This window comes from Streptacidiphilus jeojiensis (assembly GCF_042510965.1).
Lineage (GTDB): Bacteria > Actinomycetota > Actinomycetes > Streptomycetales > Streptomycetaceae > Streptacidiphilus > Streptacidiphilus jeojiensis.
This window is the reverse complement of record NZ_JBEUKS010000004.1, coordinates 106415-120054: the sequence shown is the minus strand read 5'-3', so window position 1 is coordinate 120054 and position 13640 is coordinate 106415. Positions and strand designations below refer to the sequence as shown.

The following is a 13640-nucleotide window of genomic DNA, read 5'->3' as shown; positions in this document are numbered from 1 at the left end:
GCGTAACGGCCGTAGCGGCAAACGCAGATGGCCACCCGGAGTTCCGGATCAGAGCAGGGTCCGCCAGTAGAACCAGAAGCGGTTCAGCACCATCAGCAGCACCACCAGGTAGCAGAGGGCGGGCAGCACCCACGGGTACCGGGCGACCGCCGCGACCCCGCCGCGCCGGCGCTCCGGCACCGGGAGGACCCCGTGCCGGAGGTTGTGCACGGTGGTGCACCAGAACAGCGGGATCATCGCCGTCCACACCACCATGCAGTACGGGCAGAGCGCGCCGATGACGTAGAGGCTCTGGCTGATCAGCCAGCCCACGAAGACGATCCCGGCCAGCACACCGACCTGGAGCCCCAGCCAGAACCAGCGCCGGTAGCGGGCCCCGGCCAGGATGCCGACGCCGAGGGTGACCACCACCGCGAAACCGGCGATGCCCAGCAGCGAGTTGGCGAAGCCGAACACCGAGGCCTGGGGGGTGCGCATGACCGAGCCGCAGCTGATGATCGGGTTGATGTTGCAGTCGGGGACGTAGTTCGGGTTCTCCAGCAGTCGGATCTTGTCCAGGGTGAGCATCACCGAGGCGGCCAGACCCGCCGCCCCGGCGATCACCAGCAGCAGCGCGAACGCCCTGCCCGTCGGCACCGTCGCGGCGGTGCGGCGCTCCTCCGGCACGGCCGGGGCCGTGGTCGCGGTGGCGCTCACTACTTGGCCGCCGCGATGGTCTGCTGCACCAGCGCCTGGTAGGCGGCGGCGCTGATCGGCTTGCCGGTGCTGCTGTCGAAGACGGTCAGCGTCTTGCCGTTGAGCTTGAGCGTCGGGGTGCCGGTGACGCCGCTGCTGTTGAAGGCCTTGGCGACCTGCTGCGCCCAGGGCTTGTAGGTGCCGTTCTTCACGGCCTGCTCGAAGGCCGGGGTGACCAGCCCCGGCACCTTGCGGGCCAGGTCGAGCAGGTGGTCGGTGTCGGCGAAGGCGTCGTTGGTCTCCTCCGGCTGGTTGGCGTAGAGCACGGTGTGCAGCTGGACGAACTTGGCCACGCTCTCGTTGACCGCGGCCCCGGCCATGGCCAGCGCGTTCTCCGAGCCCGAGCCGCCCAGGTTGCTGTCCAGGAAGGTGGCCATGTGGTACTGGATCTTGTAGGTGCCGTTGTCGGCGAGCGCGGTGATGGTGGAGCCGTCCGCCTTCTCCAACTCGTCGCAGATCGGGCAGCGGAAGTCCTCGTAGACGTCCAGGGTGTTGGCCGCGTCGGCCTTGCCGTAGGTGATCACGGTGCCGCCGCTGCCGGTGGTGTTGGCGGGGACGGCGACCGAAGCGCTGCCGCCCCCGGACGAGCCCGAGTCGGCGGCGGCCACCGCGACCCCGGCCCCGACCGCGACGACGACCACGGCCGAGATGCCTATCAGCATCTTCTTCCGCAGCGCGGCCACCCGCTGCTCGCGCTCGCGCTCGGCGCTCAGCCGGTCCCGGGCCTCGGTCCTGGCGTAGGACCGCTTGCCGTTGCTGTTGCTGCTGTTCCTGCTGTTCTTGCTGTCGGTGCTCATGGTGATGGGTGCTCCTGCTCCGTGAGGGATGCTCCGAACCGGTACGCGGATGTGCGCGAACAGCGGCAGCGCCCCCACGGGCCGGCGGCCCGTACGGCTGGTGAAGGGGGGTGGCTAACTGCTCAGCACACGGCGGAGCAGAGCGGTGGACCGCGCCTGCGCGCGGTCCTGAGCAGGACCTGCTGGGGTCCGGGCTGGCTGCGCCTCGGCGCGGCCGGGACAGCGACACCGGCCGGAGCCGGCGGGACCAGCACCGCGAACAGCACCCGCAGCGGCGCGGTCATGGACACCGCGACGGCGAGCAGGGTGCGGAACACCGCCGCCTCCCCGCGCCGCAGCCAGGCCGCGGCGAGCAGCGCCGCCGCCAGGTGCACGGTCAGCAGCAGGGCGAACTGCCAGACCGTCGGATCGGCCGGCAGGGTCAGCCGGAACAGCCCGCCGAGCGGGCCCGAGCCGGCCGCCGCGGTGTGCACCGGCACGCTGCCCCGACCGCAGAGCAGCAGCGTGGGCAGCCCGCTCACCAGGCCGGTCGAGGGGGTGGTCGGCACAGCCGGGCCACAGCTCTGCTGGCCTAGGTTGAACATGGCGTTGAGCGACAGCTCCAGTGGCACCAGGACGGCGGCTATCCGCGCGAAACCGCGCTCCGCACCGGTCAGCAGCAGGGCCAGGACGAAGACCGCCAGCCAGGCCCACAGCACGGTGGCGAAGGGCAGCGGGGCGTGGGTGACCAGGACCTGTCCGCCCGCGGACAGCGCCAGCGAGACGCCGGCGAAGACCGCCGCGCGCATCACCCTCACTGCCAGGAGTCCGCTGCCCACACCGGCGAGTATGCCAGCCGCCGCCCACCCGGCACAGGACCCGGTGAACGGCGGAGGGAGCTCTCAGGAAAGCCTCGGCGGCCTCAGAGCTTGCTGAGCTTGGAGAAAGGAGTGGTGACTCGGACCTGCCGGGCGCCGAAGTCGACCATAACCGCGGTCTCCCCCTCGACTCCGGTGATCCGTCCGAGCCCGTACTGGTCGTCCGTCACCATGTCTCCGACGACGAACGTCTCCGGAGTCGGCGGTGCGGCAGGTGCCTTGAAGGGACTGGTGGGCATGTGGCGCCGGGTCGCGGCGGTTCTGGTCATTACCTGAAGTATGCGCCAGGTGAAGCGTGAGGGGCAGATCCGCTGCCGAGTCGAGACGCATTCGTGCCTGACTCCGGCCTCCTGTGGGCCTGCTGTGGGCCTCTCGGGGGCCCTCGGCCGCCGTACAGCCGTGCTGCCGTCCACCTCTGCGGGGGAACGGCTGACGAAGCCCTGTCCCACAACGCACAGGTCGCGCACACTGTCAGCTATGCGCGTGGAGATGGCGGGGGAGGCGCAACGCCCTGATCGGGTGAGCGAGGACTACACGGTGATGACGCCGGAGGCGCTGGTCCTGCTGGACGGGTCGAGTTCGCCGGCCGCGATGGAGTCCGGCTGCGAGCACGGCACCGCCTGGTACGCGCGCCGGCTGGGCGCGCATCTGCTGGCCAGGCTGGTGGACCGGCCCGACCGCACGATGGCCCAGTGCCTCGGCGACGCCATCGCCGAGACCGCCTCGCTGCACGGCGCCCGCTGTGACCTGGCGCACCCCAACACCCCTGCCGCGATGGTGGTCGCGGTGCGGCACCACGGTCCGGTGCTGCAGTACCTGGTGCTCGGCGACTCGCTGCTGGTGCTGGACCGGTTCGGGACGGTCGAGGTGATCGGCGACAACCAGCCCTTCCCGGCCGGGGAGGCGCTGCGGCGCGAGGTGCACGCGATGCCGCCCGGCACCCCGGAACGCGCCGCGCTGCACATGCGCTACGCGCTGGCGGTCCGGGCGGCCCGCAACACCGGGCGCGGCCCGTGGATCGCCGCCGCGCTGCCGAAGGCGGCCGAGCATGCGCAGACCGGTTCGGTCGCGCTGGCCGAACTGCGCTCGTTCGCCGCGCTCACCGACGGCTCCTCGCGCTATGTGGAGCGGTTCGACCTGGGCAGCTGGCCGGACGCGATGACGCTGCTGGAACGTCAGGGACCGGCGGAGCTGCTCCGCCGGGTCCGCGAGGCGGAGGCGGGCGACGCCTCCTGCACCCGCTGGCCGCGCGGCAAGGCCCGGGACGACGCCACGGTGGTCTACGCCCGGCTCCGCTGAGCCGCCCGGGCCCCGGCTCGTGCCGGAGGCCCGGCGCAGTGCTGCGCCGGGCCTCCGCGGGCGGGTGGTCAACCCGCTTGCGGGGTGTCTCAGTTGTGCTCGGCCGGGATGGTGCCGAAGCGTCCGGACTGGAAGTCCTCCACGGCCTGCTGCAGCTCGCGGTGACTGTTCATCACGAACGGCCCGTAGTGCGCCACCGGCTCGCGGATCGGCTGTCCGCCGAGGATCACCAGGTCCAGGTTGGGGGAGCGGGACTCCTGGGTGGCGTCCGCCTGGACGGTGATGCTGTCGCCGTCGCCGAACAGCACCGCCTGGCCCATCTGCAGCGGACGGTTCTCCTCGCCGACCGTGCCGCGCCCGTTCAGCGCGTACACCAGGGCGTTGAAGTCGCTGCGCCAGGGCAGGGTGATCCGGGCGCCGGGGCTGACCGTGGCGTGGATCATCGTGATCGGGGTGTGCGTGGCACCGGGGCCCTGCACCCCGCCGATCTCGCCGGCGATCAGCCGCAGCACCGCGCCGCCGTCCGGGGTGGTCAGCAGCTTGACGTTGGCGCCGGAGATGTCCTGGTACTTGGGCTGGATCATCTTGTCGGAGGCCGGCAGGTTGACCCACAGCTGCAGCCCGTGGAACAGGCCGCCGGAGACCACCAGGTCCTCGGGCGGGGTCTCGATGTGCAGGATGCCCGCGCCGGCGGTCATCCACTGGGTGTCGCCGTCGCCGAGGAAGCCGCCGCCGCCGGTCGAGTCCTTGTGGATGAACTTGCCGTCGATCAGGTAGGTCACCGTCTCGAAGCCGCGGTGCGGGTGCCAGGGGGTGCCCTTGGGCTCGCCGGCCGCGTACTCCACCTCGCCCATCTGGTCCATCATGATGAACGGGTCCAGGTACTTGGTGTTGATCTTCGCGAACGCCCGGCGGACCGGGAAGCCCTCGCCCTCGTAGCCCTCGGGCGCGGTCACCACCTGGAGCACCGGACGGGCCGTCGACGTGGTCGGGTCCGGAGCCTCCACCCGCGGCAGGACCAGCGGGTTCTCGACTGTCACTGCGGGCATGGCGTCCTCCTCTGATGAAGCATGGGCGGCAATTCCTGCCGACACCCATGAGGTTAGTTGATGCATCAACCGAAAGCAAGTTGAAACTTCAACCATTGCGTCATGCAGCGGCCCGGCCGTTCCTGGGGCGGGTCTCAGCCGTACATGCGGCGCATGGTGAAGTCGACCATCTGCTCCACGGCCTTGGCGTCGAACACCATCCGGTGCTCGCCCTCCATGTCCATCGCGAAGCCGTAGCCGGTCGGCAGCAGGTCCAGCACCTCGGCGCCGGTGACGGTGAAGTACTTGGACTCCTTGCCGGCGTAGCGGCGCAGCTCCTTCAGCGAGCTGAACATCGGGATCACCGGCTGCGGGGTGTTGTGCAGCGCCAGGAATCCGGGGCGCTCCCCGCGCGGGCAGTAGACCTTGGAGGTGATGAAGATCGACTGGAAGTCCTCCACCGGCAGGCCGCCGGTGGTGAAGGCGCGCACGGCGTCGCTCAGTGACGGCGGCGACGGCTCCGGGTAGAGCGGCTGCTGGGGCTGCTGCGGCTGCCCGTACCCGCCCATGCCGCCGCCGGCCATCCCGGCGCCCAGGTCGGGGCCCATTCCGGAGGGGTTCTGCTGCTGGTAGGGGCCGCCCTGGTAGCCGGGTCCGGCGCCGCTCGTCGTTTGCTCGTAGCCGTACACAGGGCCAAGGTTATCGAGTTCGACGCCACCCGGACGGCCCGGTGGGGTTGAAATAAGTTACCTGCGGGTAGCATCATAGTGATTACCGCTGGGTAGGGGACGCTGTCTCCACTGCGTCCGCGCACATCCCGGCACCTACCGACGCGATGACCGGAGAAGGTTCCATGGGTCACTACAAGTCCAACCTCCGCGACCTGGAGTTCAACCTCTTCGAGGTGCTCGGCCGCGACGAGGTCTACGGGAGCGGTCCTTTCGCCGACATGGACGTGGAGACGGCGAAGAGCATCCTCGCCGAGATAGCCCGTCTCGCCGAGAACGAGCTGGCTGCCTCCTTCGCCGACGCGGACCGCAACCCGCCGGTCTTCGACCCGGCGACCAGCACCGCCCCGGTGCCGGAGACCTTCAAGAAGAGCTACCAGGCCTACATGGACGCCGAGTGGTGGCGCCTCGGCATCCCCGAGTCCATCGGCGGCACCCCCACCCCCTCCAGCCTGATCTGGGCCTACGCCGAGATGGTGCTGGGCTCCAACCCGGCGGTGTGGATGTACTCCTCCGGCCCGGCCTTCGCCGGCGTCATCGCCGAGGAGGGCACCGAGGAGCAGCTCAAGGTCGCCCAGCTGATGGCCGACAAGCAGTGGGGCTCCACCATGGTGCTCACCGAGCCCGACGCCGGCTCGGACGTCGGCGCGGGCCGCACCAAGGCGGTCCAGCAGGCCGACGGCTCCTGGCACATCGAGGGCGTCAAGCGCTTCATCACCTCGGGCGAGCACGACATGTCCGACAACATCATCCACATGGTGCTGGCCCGCCCCGAGGGCCACGGCCCCGGCACCAAGGGCCTCTCGCTGTTCATCGTGCCGAAGTACGACTTCGACTGGGAGACCGGCGAGCTGGGCGAGCGCAACGGCGTCTACGCCACCAACGTCGAGCACAAGATGGGCCTGAAGGCCTCCAACACCTGCGAGATGACCTTCGGCGCCAAGCACCCGGCCCGCGGCTGGCTGCTGGGTGAGAAGCACGACGGCATCCGGCAGATGTTCCGGATCATCGAGTTCGCCCGGATGATGGTCGGCACCAAGGCCATCGCCACGCTCTCCACCGGCTACCTCAACGCCCTGGAGTACGCCAAGGAGCGGGTGCAGGGTCCGGACCTCGCCGAGTTCCTGGACAAGGCCGCCCCCCGGGTCACCATCACCCACCACCCCGACGTCCGCCGCTCGCTGCTGACGCAGAAGGCCTACGTCGAGGGCATGCGCGCGCTGGTGCTCTACACCGCAAGCGTCCAGGACGAGATCCAGCTGCTCAAGGCCCGCGGCGAGTCCGCCGACGCGGCCGAGCGGCTCAACGACCTGCTGCTGCCGATCGTCAAGGGCTACGGCTCGGAGAAGTCCTACGAGCAGCTGGCCCAGTCGCTGCAGACCTTCGGCGGCTCCGGCTACCTCCAGGAGTACCCGGTCGAGCAGTACATCCGGGACGCCAAGATCGACACCCTCTACGAGGGCACCACCGCCATCCAGGGCCAGGACTTCTTCTTCCGGAAGATCGTCAAGGACCAGGGCCAGGCCCTGACCGCGCTCTCGGAGCAGATCCAGAAGGCCATCGCCTCCGGTCTCGGCGGCGACGAGCTGGCCGCCGAGCGGGAGCAGCTGGCCGCCTCGGCCGGCGACCTGGAGGCCATCGTCGGCGCCATGCTCAACCAGCTGGGCTCGGTCGAGCAGGACGTCCGAAACATGTACAAGGTCGGCCAGAACACCACCCGACTGCTGCTGGTCTCCGGCGACGTGGTGATCGGCTGGCTGCTGCTGCGCCAGGCCGCGGTCGCCCAGGCGAAGCTGGCCGAGGGCGGGACCTCCGAGAAGGACACCGCCTTCTACCAGGGCAAGGTCGCCGCGGCCCGCTTCTTCAGCCGCACGGTGCTGCCGACGGTGCACGCCCAGCGGCTGATCGCCGAGGGCATCGACAATTCGATCATGGACCTGCCGGAGGCAGGGTTCTGATCCATGAGCGCAGTATGGACCTGCCGGAGGCGGCATTCTGATCCCGGTCGGGCCGCCGTGTCAGGTCCCTTGACCAGATCTTGACGAGAAGATGTCGGACAAGTACACGTCAAGTGGCACTTCTCCGACACCGGTCCGTGGTCGTAGCGACGAAGCGATGAACAGCCGGGCGTAGGCTCGGACGGCAGGAAACGTGGGCGGGGCCCTTCCCAGGAGGGGCCCCGCCCACGTACCAGCCCTCCCCTCACCCCTGGAGCAGCATTGACCAGCGCAGCCGGCGCGGGCGGCGTCGCCTTCGACCGCAGCCACACCGACGACCTCATCGCGTTCCTGCAGGCCAGTCCATCGCCGTACCACGCGGTGGCCAGTGCCGCGGAGCGGCTGGAGAAGGCGGGCTTCCGGCAGGTCGAGGAGACCGCGTCCTGGGAGGGCACGGCAGGGGGGCGCTATGTCATCCGCGGTGGTGCGCTCATCGCCTGGTACGTCCCCGCGGGAGTGACCGCGGCGACCCCGTTCCGCATCGTCGGCACCCACACCGACTCGCCCAACCTCCGGGTCAAGCCGGTCCCGGACACCGGCTCGGTGGGCTGGCGCCAGGTCGCCGTGGAGATCTACGGCGGCGTCCCGCTGAACACCTGGCTGGACCGCGACCTCGGGCTGTCCGGACGGCTCGCGCTGCGCGACGGCACCGCCCGGCTGGTCCAGCTCGACGAGGCGCTGCTCCGGGTGCCGCAGCTGGCGATCCACCTGGACCGCCAGGTCAACGACGGCATGACGCTCGACAAGCAGCGGCACCTCACCCCGGTCTGGGGCCTGGGCCGGCCCACCGAGGGCTCACTGATCGACTACGTCTCCCGCGCCGCCGGACTGGACCCGGACGAGGTGGTCGGCTGGGACCTGATGACCCATGACGTCCAGCCGCCGTCCTACCTGGGCCGGGACCGCGAGCTGCTGGCGGCGCCGCGGCTGGACAACCTGCTCTCGGTGCACGCCGCCACCGCGGCGCTGGCGGCGGTCGCCTCCGCGCCGGGCGCCGACGAGCTGCCCTACCTCCCGGTGGTCGCCGCCTTCGACCACGAGGAGAACGGCAGCGAGTCCGACACCGGCGCCCAGGGCCCGCTGCTCGGCAACGTCCTGGAGCGTTCGGTCTTCTCCCGCGGCGGCAACCTGGAGGACCGGGCCCGGGCGCTGGCCGGGACGATCTGCCTGTCCTCGGACATGGGCCACGCGGTGCACCCCAACTACAGCGAGCGGCACGAGCCGGGGCACCACCCGCTGCCCAACGGCGGCCCGATCCTCAAGGTCAACGTCAACAACCGCTATGCCACCAACGGCATCGGCCGGGCCGTCTTCGCCGCGGCCTGCGAGCGGGCCGGGGTGCCCTGGCAGAGTTTCGTCTCCAACAACTCGATGCCCTGCGGCACCACCATCGGCCCGATCACCGCCGCCAGGCTGGGCATCTCCACCGTGGACTGCGGCATCGCGGCGCTGTCGATGCACTCGGCCCGCGAACTGTGCGGCGCCGACGACCCGTTCCTGCTGGCGGCAGCGCTCAAGGCCTTCCTGGAGGGGTGAGACCGCCGCCGACGGTTGTTGCATTGGCTGCGGCGTGTGCAGGGTTGGCCGCGCGCGCTTTTCATCGAGCAGAGCCTCGCGCCCCTGAGCATGTGCAACAGAGCCAGTTGCACGTGCTGGGGGCGCGAGGAACTGCGCGACAAGCCAAGCACACGCCGCAGCCCGTGCAGCACCGCCCTACCCGTCCATGCCCGCAAGAACCAGCGGCAGCCGCGAGGCCGCCCCCTCCACCAGCCGGACCGGGACGCCCCAGTCCTGCTGGTGGACATGGCAGGTCGGGTACTCGATCGCCGGGTCGTCGTCGCAGGAGGCGGCCATCGCGCTGATGTGCAGCACTCCCTCGGTGACCGCCGGGTTCAGCCGCAGCTCGCGGTCGAGCGCGGTGTCCGAGCCCTCGCCGGCGAGCAGCAGTTCGGGCGGGGTGGAGCTGACCAGCAGCCGGGTGGCGGGCCCGAAGCTGGTGTCCAGCTTCTGCCCGGCCGGCGGCGTGAAGATCACGTCGAGCCGCAGTGCGCCCGGGGCGACCTCGGTGGCCGGACGCTGGGTCCGGTGCGCCGCGGCCTCGACCTGGACCGCCTCCTCGGGCAGCCGCAGCCGGGTGAGCCGGTGCCGGGCCGACTCGACCACGACGATGTCACCGTCCACCACCACCGCGCCGGAGGGCTCGCGCAGGTCGGTGGCCAGGGTGGTGACCTCGCCGCTGGACGGGTCGTAGCGGCGCAGCGCGTGGTTGTAGGTGTCCGCGATCGCGACCGAGCCGTCGGGCAGCACGGTCACCCCGAGCGGGTGCTGCAGCAGCGCCTGCTCGGCCGCGCCGTCCCGGTGCCCGAAGTCGAACAGCCCGGTGCCCACGGCGGTGCTGACCAGGTGCGTGCCCGCGGCGACGGAGCGGACCGCGGAGGTCTCCGAGTCGGCCACCCAGAGCCGCTGCCCGTCCGGGCTGACGGCCAGTCCGGACGGCTGGGCGAACCAGGCCTCGTCCGCCGGGCCGTCGACCAGGCCCTCGTTGGTGGTCCCGGCCGCCACGGCGACGGTCCCGTCGGCCGGGTCCCAGGCCCACAGCTGGTGGGTGCCGGCCATGGCGATCCACACCCGGCCGTCGAACCAGGCGACGTCCCAGGGAGAGGAGAGGTCGACCTCGCGGGCCGGTCCCGAGGTGGCGGAGTTCTGCCACCACTGCCGGCCCGTCCCGGCCACCGTGGTCACCTCGCCGGTGGCCAGGTCCACCCGGCGCAGCGCGTGGTTGACGGTGTCGGCGACCACCACGGCGCCGCCATTGCTGTCCCCGGGCAGCAGGGCCAGGCCCTGCGGCTCGCTGAACCGTGCGGTGCCGGCCGGTCCGTCGACGAACCCGCGCTCGCCGTCGCCGATCCGGCGCAGCACGGTCTCGCTGTCCTCGGCCAGCTCGACCAGCGAGTGGTGCCCGGAGTCGGCCACCAGGTAGCCGCCGCCCGGCAGCCGTACCGCCTTGCCGGGGAAGCGCAGTGCGCCGGGCTCGGCCACCGGCGGGACGTAGGGGCTGTCGCCGCGCCGCAGCGTCCCCTTGGCGGCGTGCTCCGCCTCCAGCTCTCCCACCAGGGTGGCGATGGCGTGCGCGTGCCCCTCGCCCGCGTGCTGGGCGACGACGTACCCCTCCGGGTCCACCACCACCAGCGTGGGCCAGGCCCGCACCGCGTACTGCTTCCAGGTCACCAGCTCCGGGTCGTCCAGCACCGGGTGCGCCACGTCGTACCGGGCCACCGCGTCGACCACCGCGCCGTGCTCGGCCTCGTGCACGAACTTGGGCGAGTGCACCCCCACGATCACCAGGGTGTCGCGGTGCTTCTCCTCCAGCTCGCGGAGCTCGTCCAGGACGTGCAGGCAGTTGATGCAGCAGAAGGTCCAGAAGTCGAGGAGGACGATCTTCCCCCGGAGATCGCCGAGGGTCAGTTCCTTGCCGCCGGTGTTGAGCCAACCACCCTTGCCGACCAGTTCGGGAGCGCGAACGCGTGCACGTGAAGCCATGTCCCCATCCAACAGCATGATCCGGGTCCGCATTCCGGGCCGGGTTCGTCCCCGGGAGTGGGACAGTTGCCCCGGGCGGCTAGGAACTCCCTCCTGGGGGAAGGCGTCCTACCCGGTACAGGACCACTCCCGGAGGGCGACACCCATGAAGTTCCTGATGCGTGACCGGATGTTCTCGATCGGCGACGATCACTGGATCACCACCGAGCACGGCGACAAGGCGTTCCTGGTGGACGGCAAGGTGCTGCGGGTCTCGGACACCTTCGAGCTGAAGGACCCGTCCGGGGTGAAGGTCGCGGTGATCAAGAAGAAGATCGTCAGCGTCCGCGACGCCATGAAGATCGAGCGGGACGGCGAGACCATCGCCACGGTGAAGAAGAAGCTGTTCACCCCGTTCCGGGACAAGTACGAGGCGCACCTCGACGACGGCCGCGAGTTCGAGATCCACGGCAACATCCTCGACCACGAGTTCGACATCGAGGATGACAACGGGGACCGGGTGGCCCGGATCTCGCGCAAGTGGTTCACCCTCAGGGACACCTACGGCATCGACATCGAGGACGGCCAGGACGTCCCGCTGCTGCTGTGCGTGGCGGTGTGCGTGGACCACCTGCAGCGGATGGAGGGGCACGGGGACTGACGGGACGTCACCGTCCGTCCGGGCTTCAGCGGGGGCGGTGCTCAGCCGAGGTGGAGCGTGCGCCAGCCGCGGGTGATCCGCTCGCCAAGGTCCGGCGGGCGCTGCGCCCCCGGCAGCAGCTGCAGCAGCAGCGCGTTGCCGTCCGCCGGACGCTGCGCGCTGTCCCTGGTGAGGGCCAGCCGGACCACCCGGAGCAGTTCGGGGGAGACCTGGCCGAGGGTGGCCAGCGCGGTCTCGTCAGGGCCGGCGATCAGCACCCGGTTGAGGATCGCCGCGGTGTCGCGGGCCTGGAACGGGCTGCGTCCCGCGGTCGCGGCGACCAGGCAGCAGCCCCAGGCCCAGACGTCGGTCCAGGGTCCGGCCGGCTCCTCGCCGAACTGCTCGGGGGCCATGTAGGGGAGGGTGCCGATGCCCATCCCGGTGCGGGTGAGCCGGGTGCGGTCCAGCATCACCGCGATGCCGAAGTCCAGCAGCCGCGGACCCGCGGTGGTGAGCATGATGTTGGCCGGCTTGAGGTCGCGGTGCACCAGGCCGCTGCGGTGCACCCCGTCCAGGGCGACGGCCAGGGCCAGGGCGAAGGCGTTCAGGGCCTCGGGGGCGAGGATCGGGCCGCGCCGGCTGAGGTGCGCGTCCAGCGGGGAGCCGTCCAGCAGGTCCATGGCGATGAACGGCAGGCCGTCGGCGATGCCCGAGTCGATGACCCGGGCGGTGTACGCGCTGGAGACCCGGCCGAGCGCCTCCGCCTCGCGCTGGAAGCGCTGTGCCAGCTCGGGGTCGTCGAGCAGTTCCGGCTTCAGGGTCTTCAGGGCGACCTGGGTGGCCGACCCCTCCAGGCAGGCGACGTAGACGGTGCCCATGCCGCCGGCGCCGATGCGGCCGAGCAGCCGGTAGGGGCCGAGGGTGCGCGGCTCGTGCGGGCCGAGCGGGGAGCAGCGGACCACCGGGACCGGCGCCGGATCGGGCGCGCGGGTTGCGGGTGCGGTGGCCGGCCGCGGCGGTGGTGCGGTGGCGGGGGCGGTGGGGGACGCCGGCGGCGTGGGGACCGATCCGGGGTTGGGCAGGTTGGCGTACGGGGCACTGATGGGTGCCGCGGCGGGTGCCGGTACCGGCGGCCCGGTGTGCGCCGGCGGGAAGGCGGCCGGGCCGGTCCACAGCTGGGAGACCACCGGACCGGTGGCGACCGGGCGGCCGATCACCGGCAGCGGGGTCGTCATCGGCCGCTTGCTGTGGAAACGCCGGGCGGCCCGCAGTGCGACCAGCTGCCACAGCAGCAGCGTCGCGATGCCCAGCACCGGGAGCAGCAGCAGCGCGGCCAGGAACCGCACCGCGAGCTGCGGCCACAGGGTCCGGCGCAGCCGGGACCGCTCCCAGGTACCGGAGGGGGTGTGCACCACGTGGAGCAGGTAGCGGGTCCGGTACCAGGCGCCGAGCCAGAGCAGTGCGAGGACCAGGCAGATCAGCAGGGTGGTCGCGCCGCCGTGGGTGCGGCCCTGGAAGGCCTGCGACAGCCAGGTGCTGGGGAAGGGCGGTTCGAAGCGGAAGAGCGCCAGGTCCCGCCGGTCGATGGGGTTCTTGGGGACGGCGATGTTCTCGATGTGCATCAGCACGGTCATGCCGCCCACGACCAGGACGCCGAACAGCAGCTCCAGGCCGCTGGCCAGCAGGTGCCGGGGGTAGCCGAGGTCGAGCTGGCGCAGCGCGTACTGGCGCTGGGAGGCGTCGTCGGCGAAGTGGCCGCGGATCTCCCTGCGGCGCTCCCCGGCCACGGCGCGGCTGCGCCAGCCGATCTGGGAGCGCAGCAGCCAGGCGATGCCGAGCAGGCGCAGGAGCAGCACAATGCCCAGTAGTACGGCGATCGGCTTCCAGGTCTCGCCCTGCGCCCAGTTCTGGCCCGCCCCCGGTACTGCGGCGGCCGACAATGCAGCGACGCCCATGCGGCACTCCCCCTCGCGCTGCCGCCCCGGTCCCCCCGGCTCGGCAGAACCAGGAGCATAGTCGGGGCGGGTGCCGCGCCAGGGG

General features: G+C 71.4%; 12 protein-coding genes. 4 read left to right on the top strand and 8 right to left on the bottom strand.

What is annotated here, in order from left to right; all coding sequences use genetic code 11:
• Positions 1-48 precede the first annotated feature (48 nt).
• From ABUW04_RS12890 to ABUW04_RS12875, 4 genes are all read right to left on the bottom strand, one after another.
• Complete coding sequence (locus ABUW04_RS12890) at positions 49-696, bottom strand: vitamin K epoxide reductase family protein (protein WP_380564640.1); 648 nt, start codon at positions 694-696, stop codon at positions 49-51.
• Complete coding sequence (locus tag ABUW04_RS12885; protein WP_380564639.1) at positions 696-1532, bottom strand: thioredoxin domain-containing protein; 837 nt, start codon at positions 1530-1532, stop codon at positions 696-698. The genes ABUW04_RS12890 and ABUW04_RS12885 overlap by 1 nt, the downstream gene beginning before the upstream one ends.
• Positions 1533-1654: 122 nt before the next feature.
• Positions 1655-2350 carry a hypothetical protein gene (locus ABUW04_RS12880; RefSeq protein ID WP_157623874.1) on the bottom strand — a complete coding sequence of 232 codons (696 nt, stop codon included), beginning with the start codon at positions 2348-2350 and terminating at the stop codon, positions 1655-1657.
• Between the two features lie 83 nt (positions 2351-2433).
• Positions 2434-2658: a hypothetical protein gene (locus tag ABUW04_RS12875; RefSeq protein WP_030257961.1), complete on the bottom strand. Its 225-nt coding sequence runs from the start codon at positions 2656-2658 to the stop codon at positions 2434-2436.
• Positions 2659-2866: 208 nt separating this feature from the next.
• Here ABUW04_RS12875 and ABUW04_RS12870 point away from each other — a divergent pair, with 208 nt between their 5' ends.
• A complete protein-coding gene (locus ABUW04_RS12870; RefSeq protein ID WP_380564638.1) occupies positions 2867-3688 on the top strand; it encodes an integrase in 822 nt (273 codons plus the stop codon).
• Positions 3689-3777: 89 nt separating this feature from the next.
• On the opposite strand, the gene ABUW04_RS12865 is transcribed toward ABUW04_RS12870, so the two are convergent.
• Both ABUW04_RS12865 and ABUW04_RS12860 read right to left on the bottom strand, forming a co-directional pair.
• On the bottom strand, positions 3778-4737 hold the full coding sequence (locus tag ABUW04_RS12865) for a pirin family protein (protein WP_030257965.1): 960 nt from the start codon (positions 4735-4737) through the stop codon (positions 3778-3780).
• Between the two features lie 134 nt (positions 4738-4871).
• Entirely contained in the window at positions 4872-5405 is a 534-nt protein-coding gene (locus tag ABUW04_RS12860; protein ID WP_030257968.1) for an SseB family protein, read from the bottom strand.
• 164 nt (positions 5406-5569) lie between these two features.
• On the opposite strand from ABUW04_RS12860, the gene ABUW04_RS12855 reads away from it, so the two are divergent.
• Both ABUW04_RS12855 and ABUW04_RS12850 read left to right on the top strand, forming a co-directional pair.
• Positions 5570-7402 (top strand): acyl-CoA dehydrogenase, encoded by a 1833-nt coding sequence (locus tag ABUW04_RS12855; RefSeq protein WP_380564637.1) that lies wholly within the window; start codon positions 5570-5572, stop codon positions 7400-7402.
• Between the two features lie 261 nt (positions 7403-7663).
• Positions 7664-8977: a M18 family aminopeptidase gene (locus ABUW04_RS12850; RefSeq protein ID WP_030257971.1), complete on the top strand. Its 1314-nt coding sequence runs from the start codon at positions 7664-7666 to the stop codon at positions 8975-8977.
• Between the two features lie 177 nt (positions 8978-9154).
• Here ABUW04_RS12850 and ABUW04_RS12845 read toward each other — a convergent pair whose 3' ends face one another.
• Positions 9155-10981: an NHL domain-containing thioredoxin family protein gene (locus ABUW04_RS12845; protein WP_380564636.1), complete on the bottom strand. Its 1827-nt coding sequence runs from the start codon at positions 10979-10981 to the stop codon at positions 9155-9157.
• 145 nt (positions 10982-11126) lie between these two features.
• Here ABUW04_RS12845 and ABUW04_RS12840 point away from each other — a divergent pair, with 145 nt between their 5' ends.
• On the top strand, positions 11127-11621 hold the full coding sequence (locus ABUW04_RS12840; RefSeq protein WP_030257976.1) for an LURP-one-related/scramblase family protein: 495 nt from the start codon (positions 11127-11129) through the stop codon (positions 11619-11621).
• A gap of 41 nt (positions 11622-11662) precedes the next feature.
• On the opposite strand, the gene ABUW04_RS12835 is transcribed toward ABUW04_RS12840, so the two are convergent.
• Complete coding sequence (locus tag ABUW04_RS12835; RefSeq protein WP_380564635.1) at positions 11663-13555, bottom strand: serine/threonine-protein kinase; 1893 nt, start codon at positions 13553-13555, stop codon at positions 11663-11665.
• Positions 13556-13640: the final 85 nt, after the last annotated feature.

Bases quoted from the DNA above. Each gene is read 5' to 3' on its own strand.
- ABUW04_RS12885 (WP_380564639.1), bottom strand. From the start codon at position 1,532: ATGAGCACCGACAGCAAGAACAGCAGGAACAGCAGCAACAGCAACGGC.
- ABUW04_RS12875 (WP_030257961.1), bottom strand. From the start codon at position 2,658: ATGACCAGAACCGCCGCGACCCGGCGCCACATGCCCACCAGTCCCTTC.
- ABUW04_RS12870 (WP_380564638.1), top strand. From the start codon at position 2,867: ATGCGCGTGGAGATGGCGGGGGAGGCGCAACGCCCTGATCGGGTGAGC.
- ABUW04_RS12865 (WP_030257965.1), bottom strand. From the start codon at position 4,737: ATGCCCGCAGTGACAGTCGAGAACCCGCTGGTCCTGCCGCGGGTGGAG.
- ABUW04_RS12855 (WP_380564637.1), top strand. From the start codon at position 5,570: ATGGGTCACTACAAGTCCAACCTCCGCGACCTGGAGTTCAACCTCTTC.
- ABUW04_RS12845 (WP_380564636.1), bottom strand. From the start codon at position 10,981: ATGGCTTCACGTGCACGCGTTCGCGCTCCCGAACTGGTCGGCAAGGGT.
- ABUW04_RS12840 (WP_030257976.1), top strand. From the start codon at position 11,127: ATGAAGTTCCTGATGCGTGACCGGATGTTCTCGATCGGCGACGATCAC.
- ABUW04_RS12835 (WP_380564635.1), bottom strand. From the start codon at position 13,555: ATGGGCGTCGCTGCATTGTCGGCCGCCGCAGTACCGGGGGCGGGCCAG.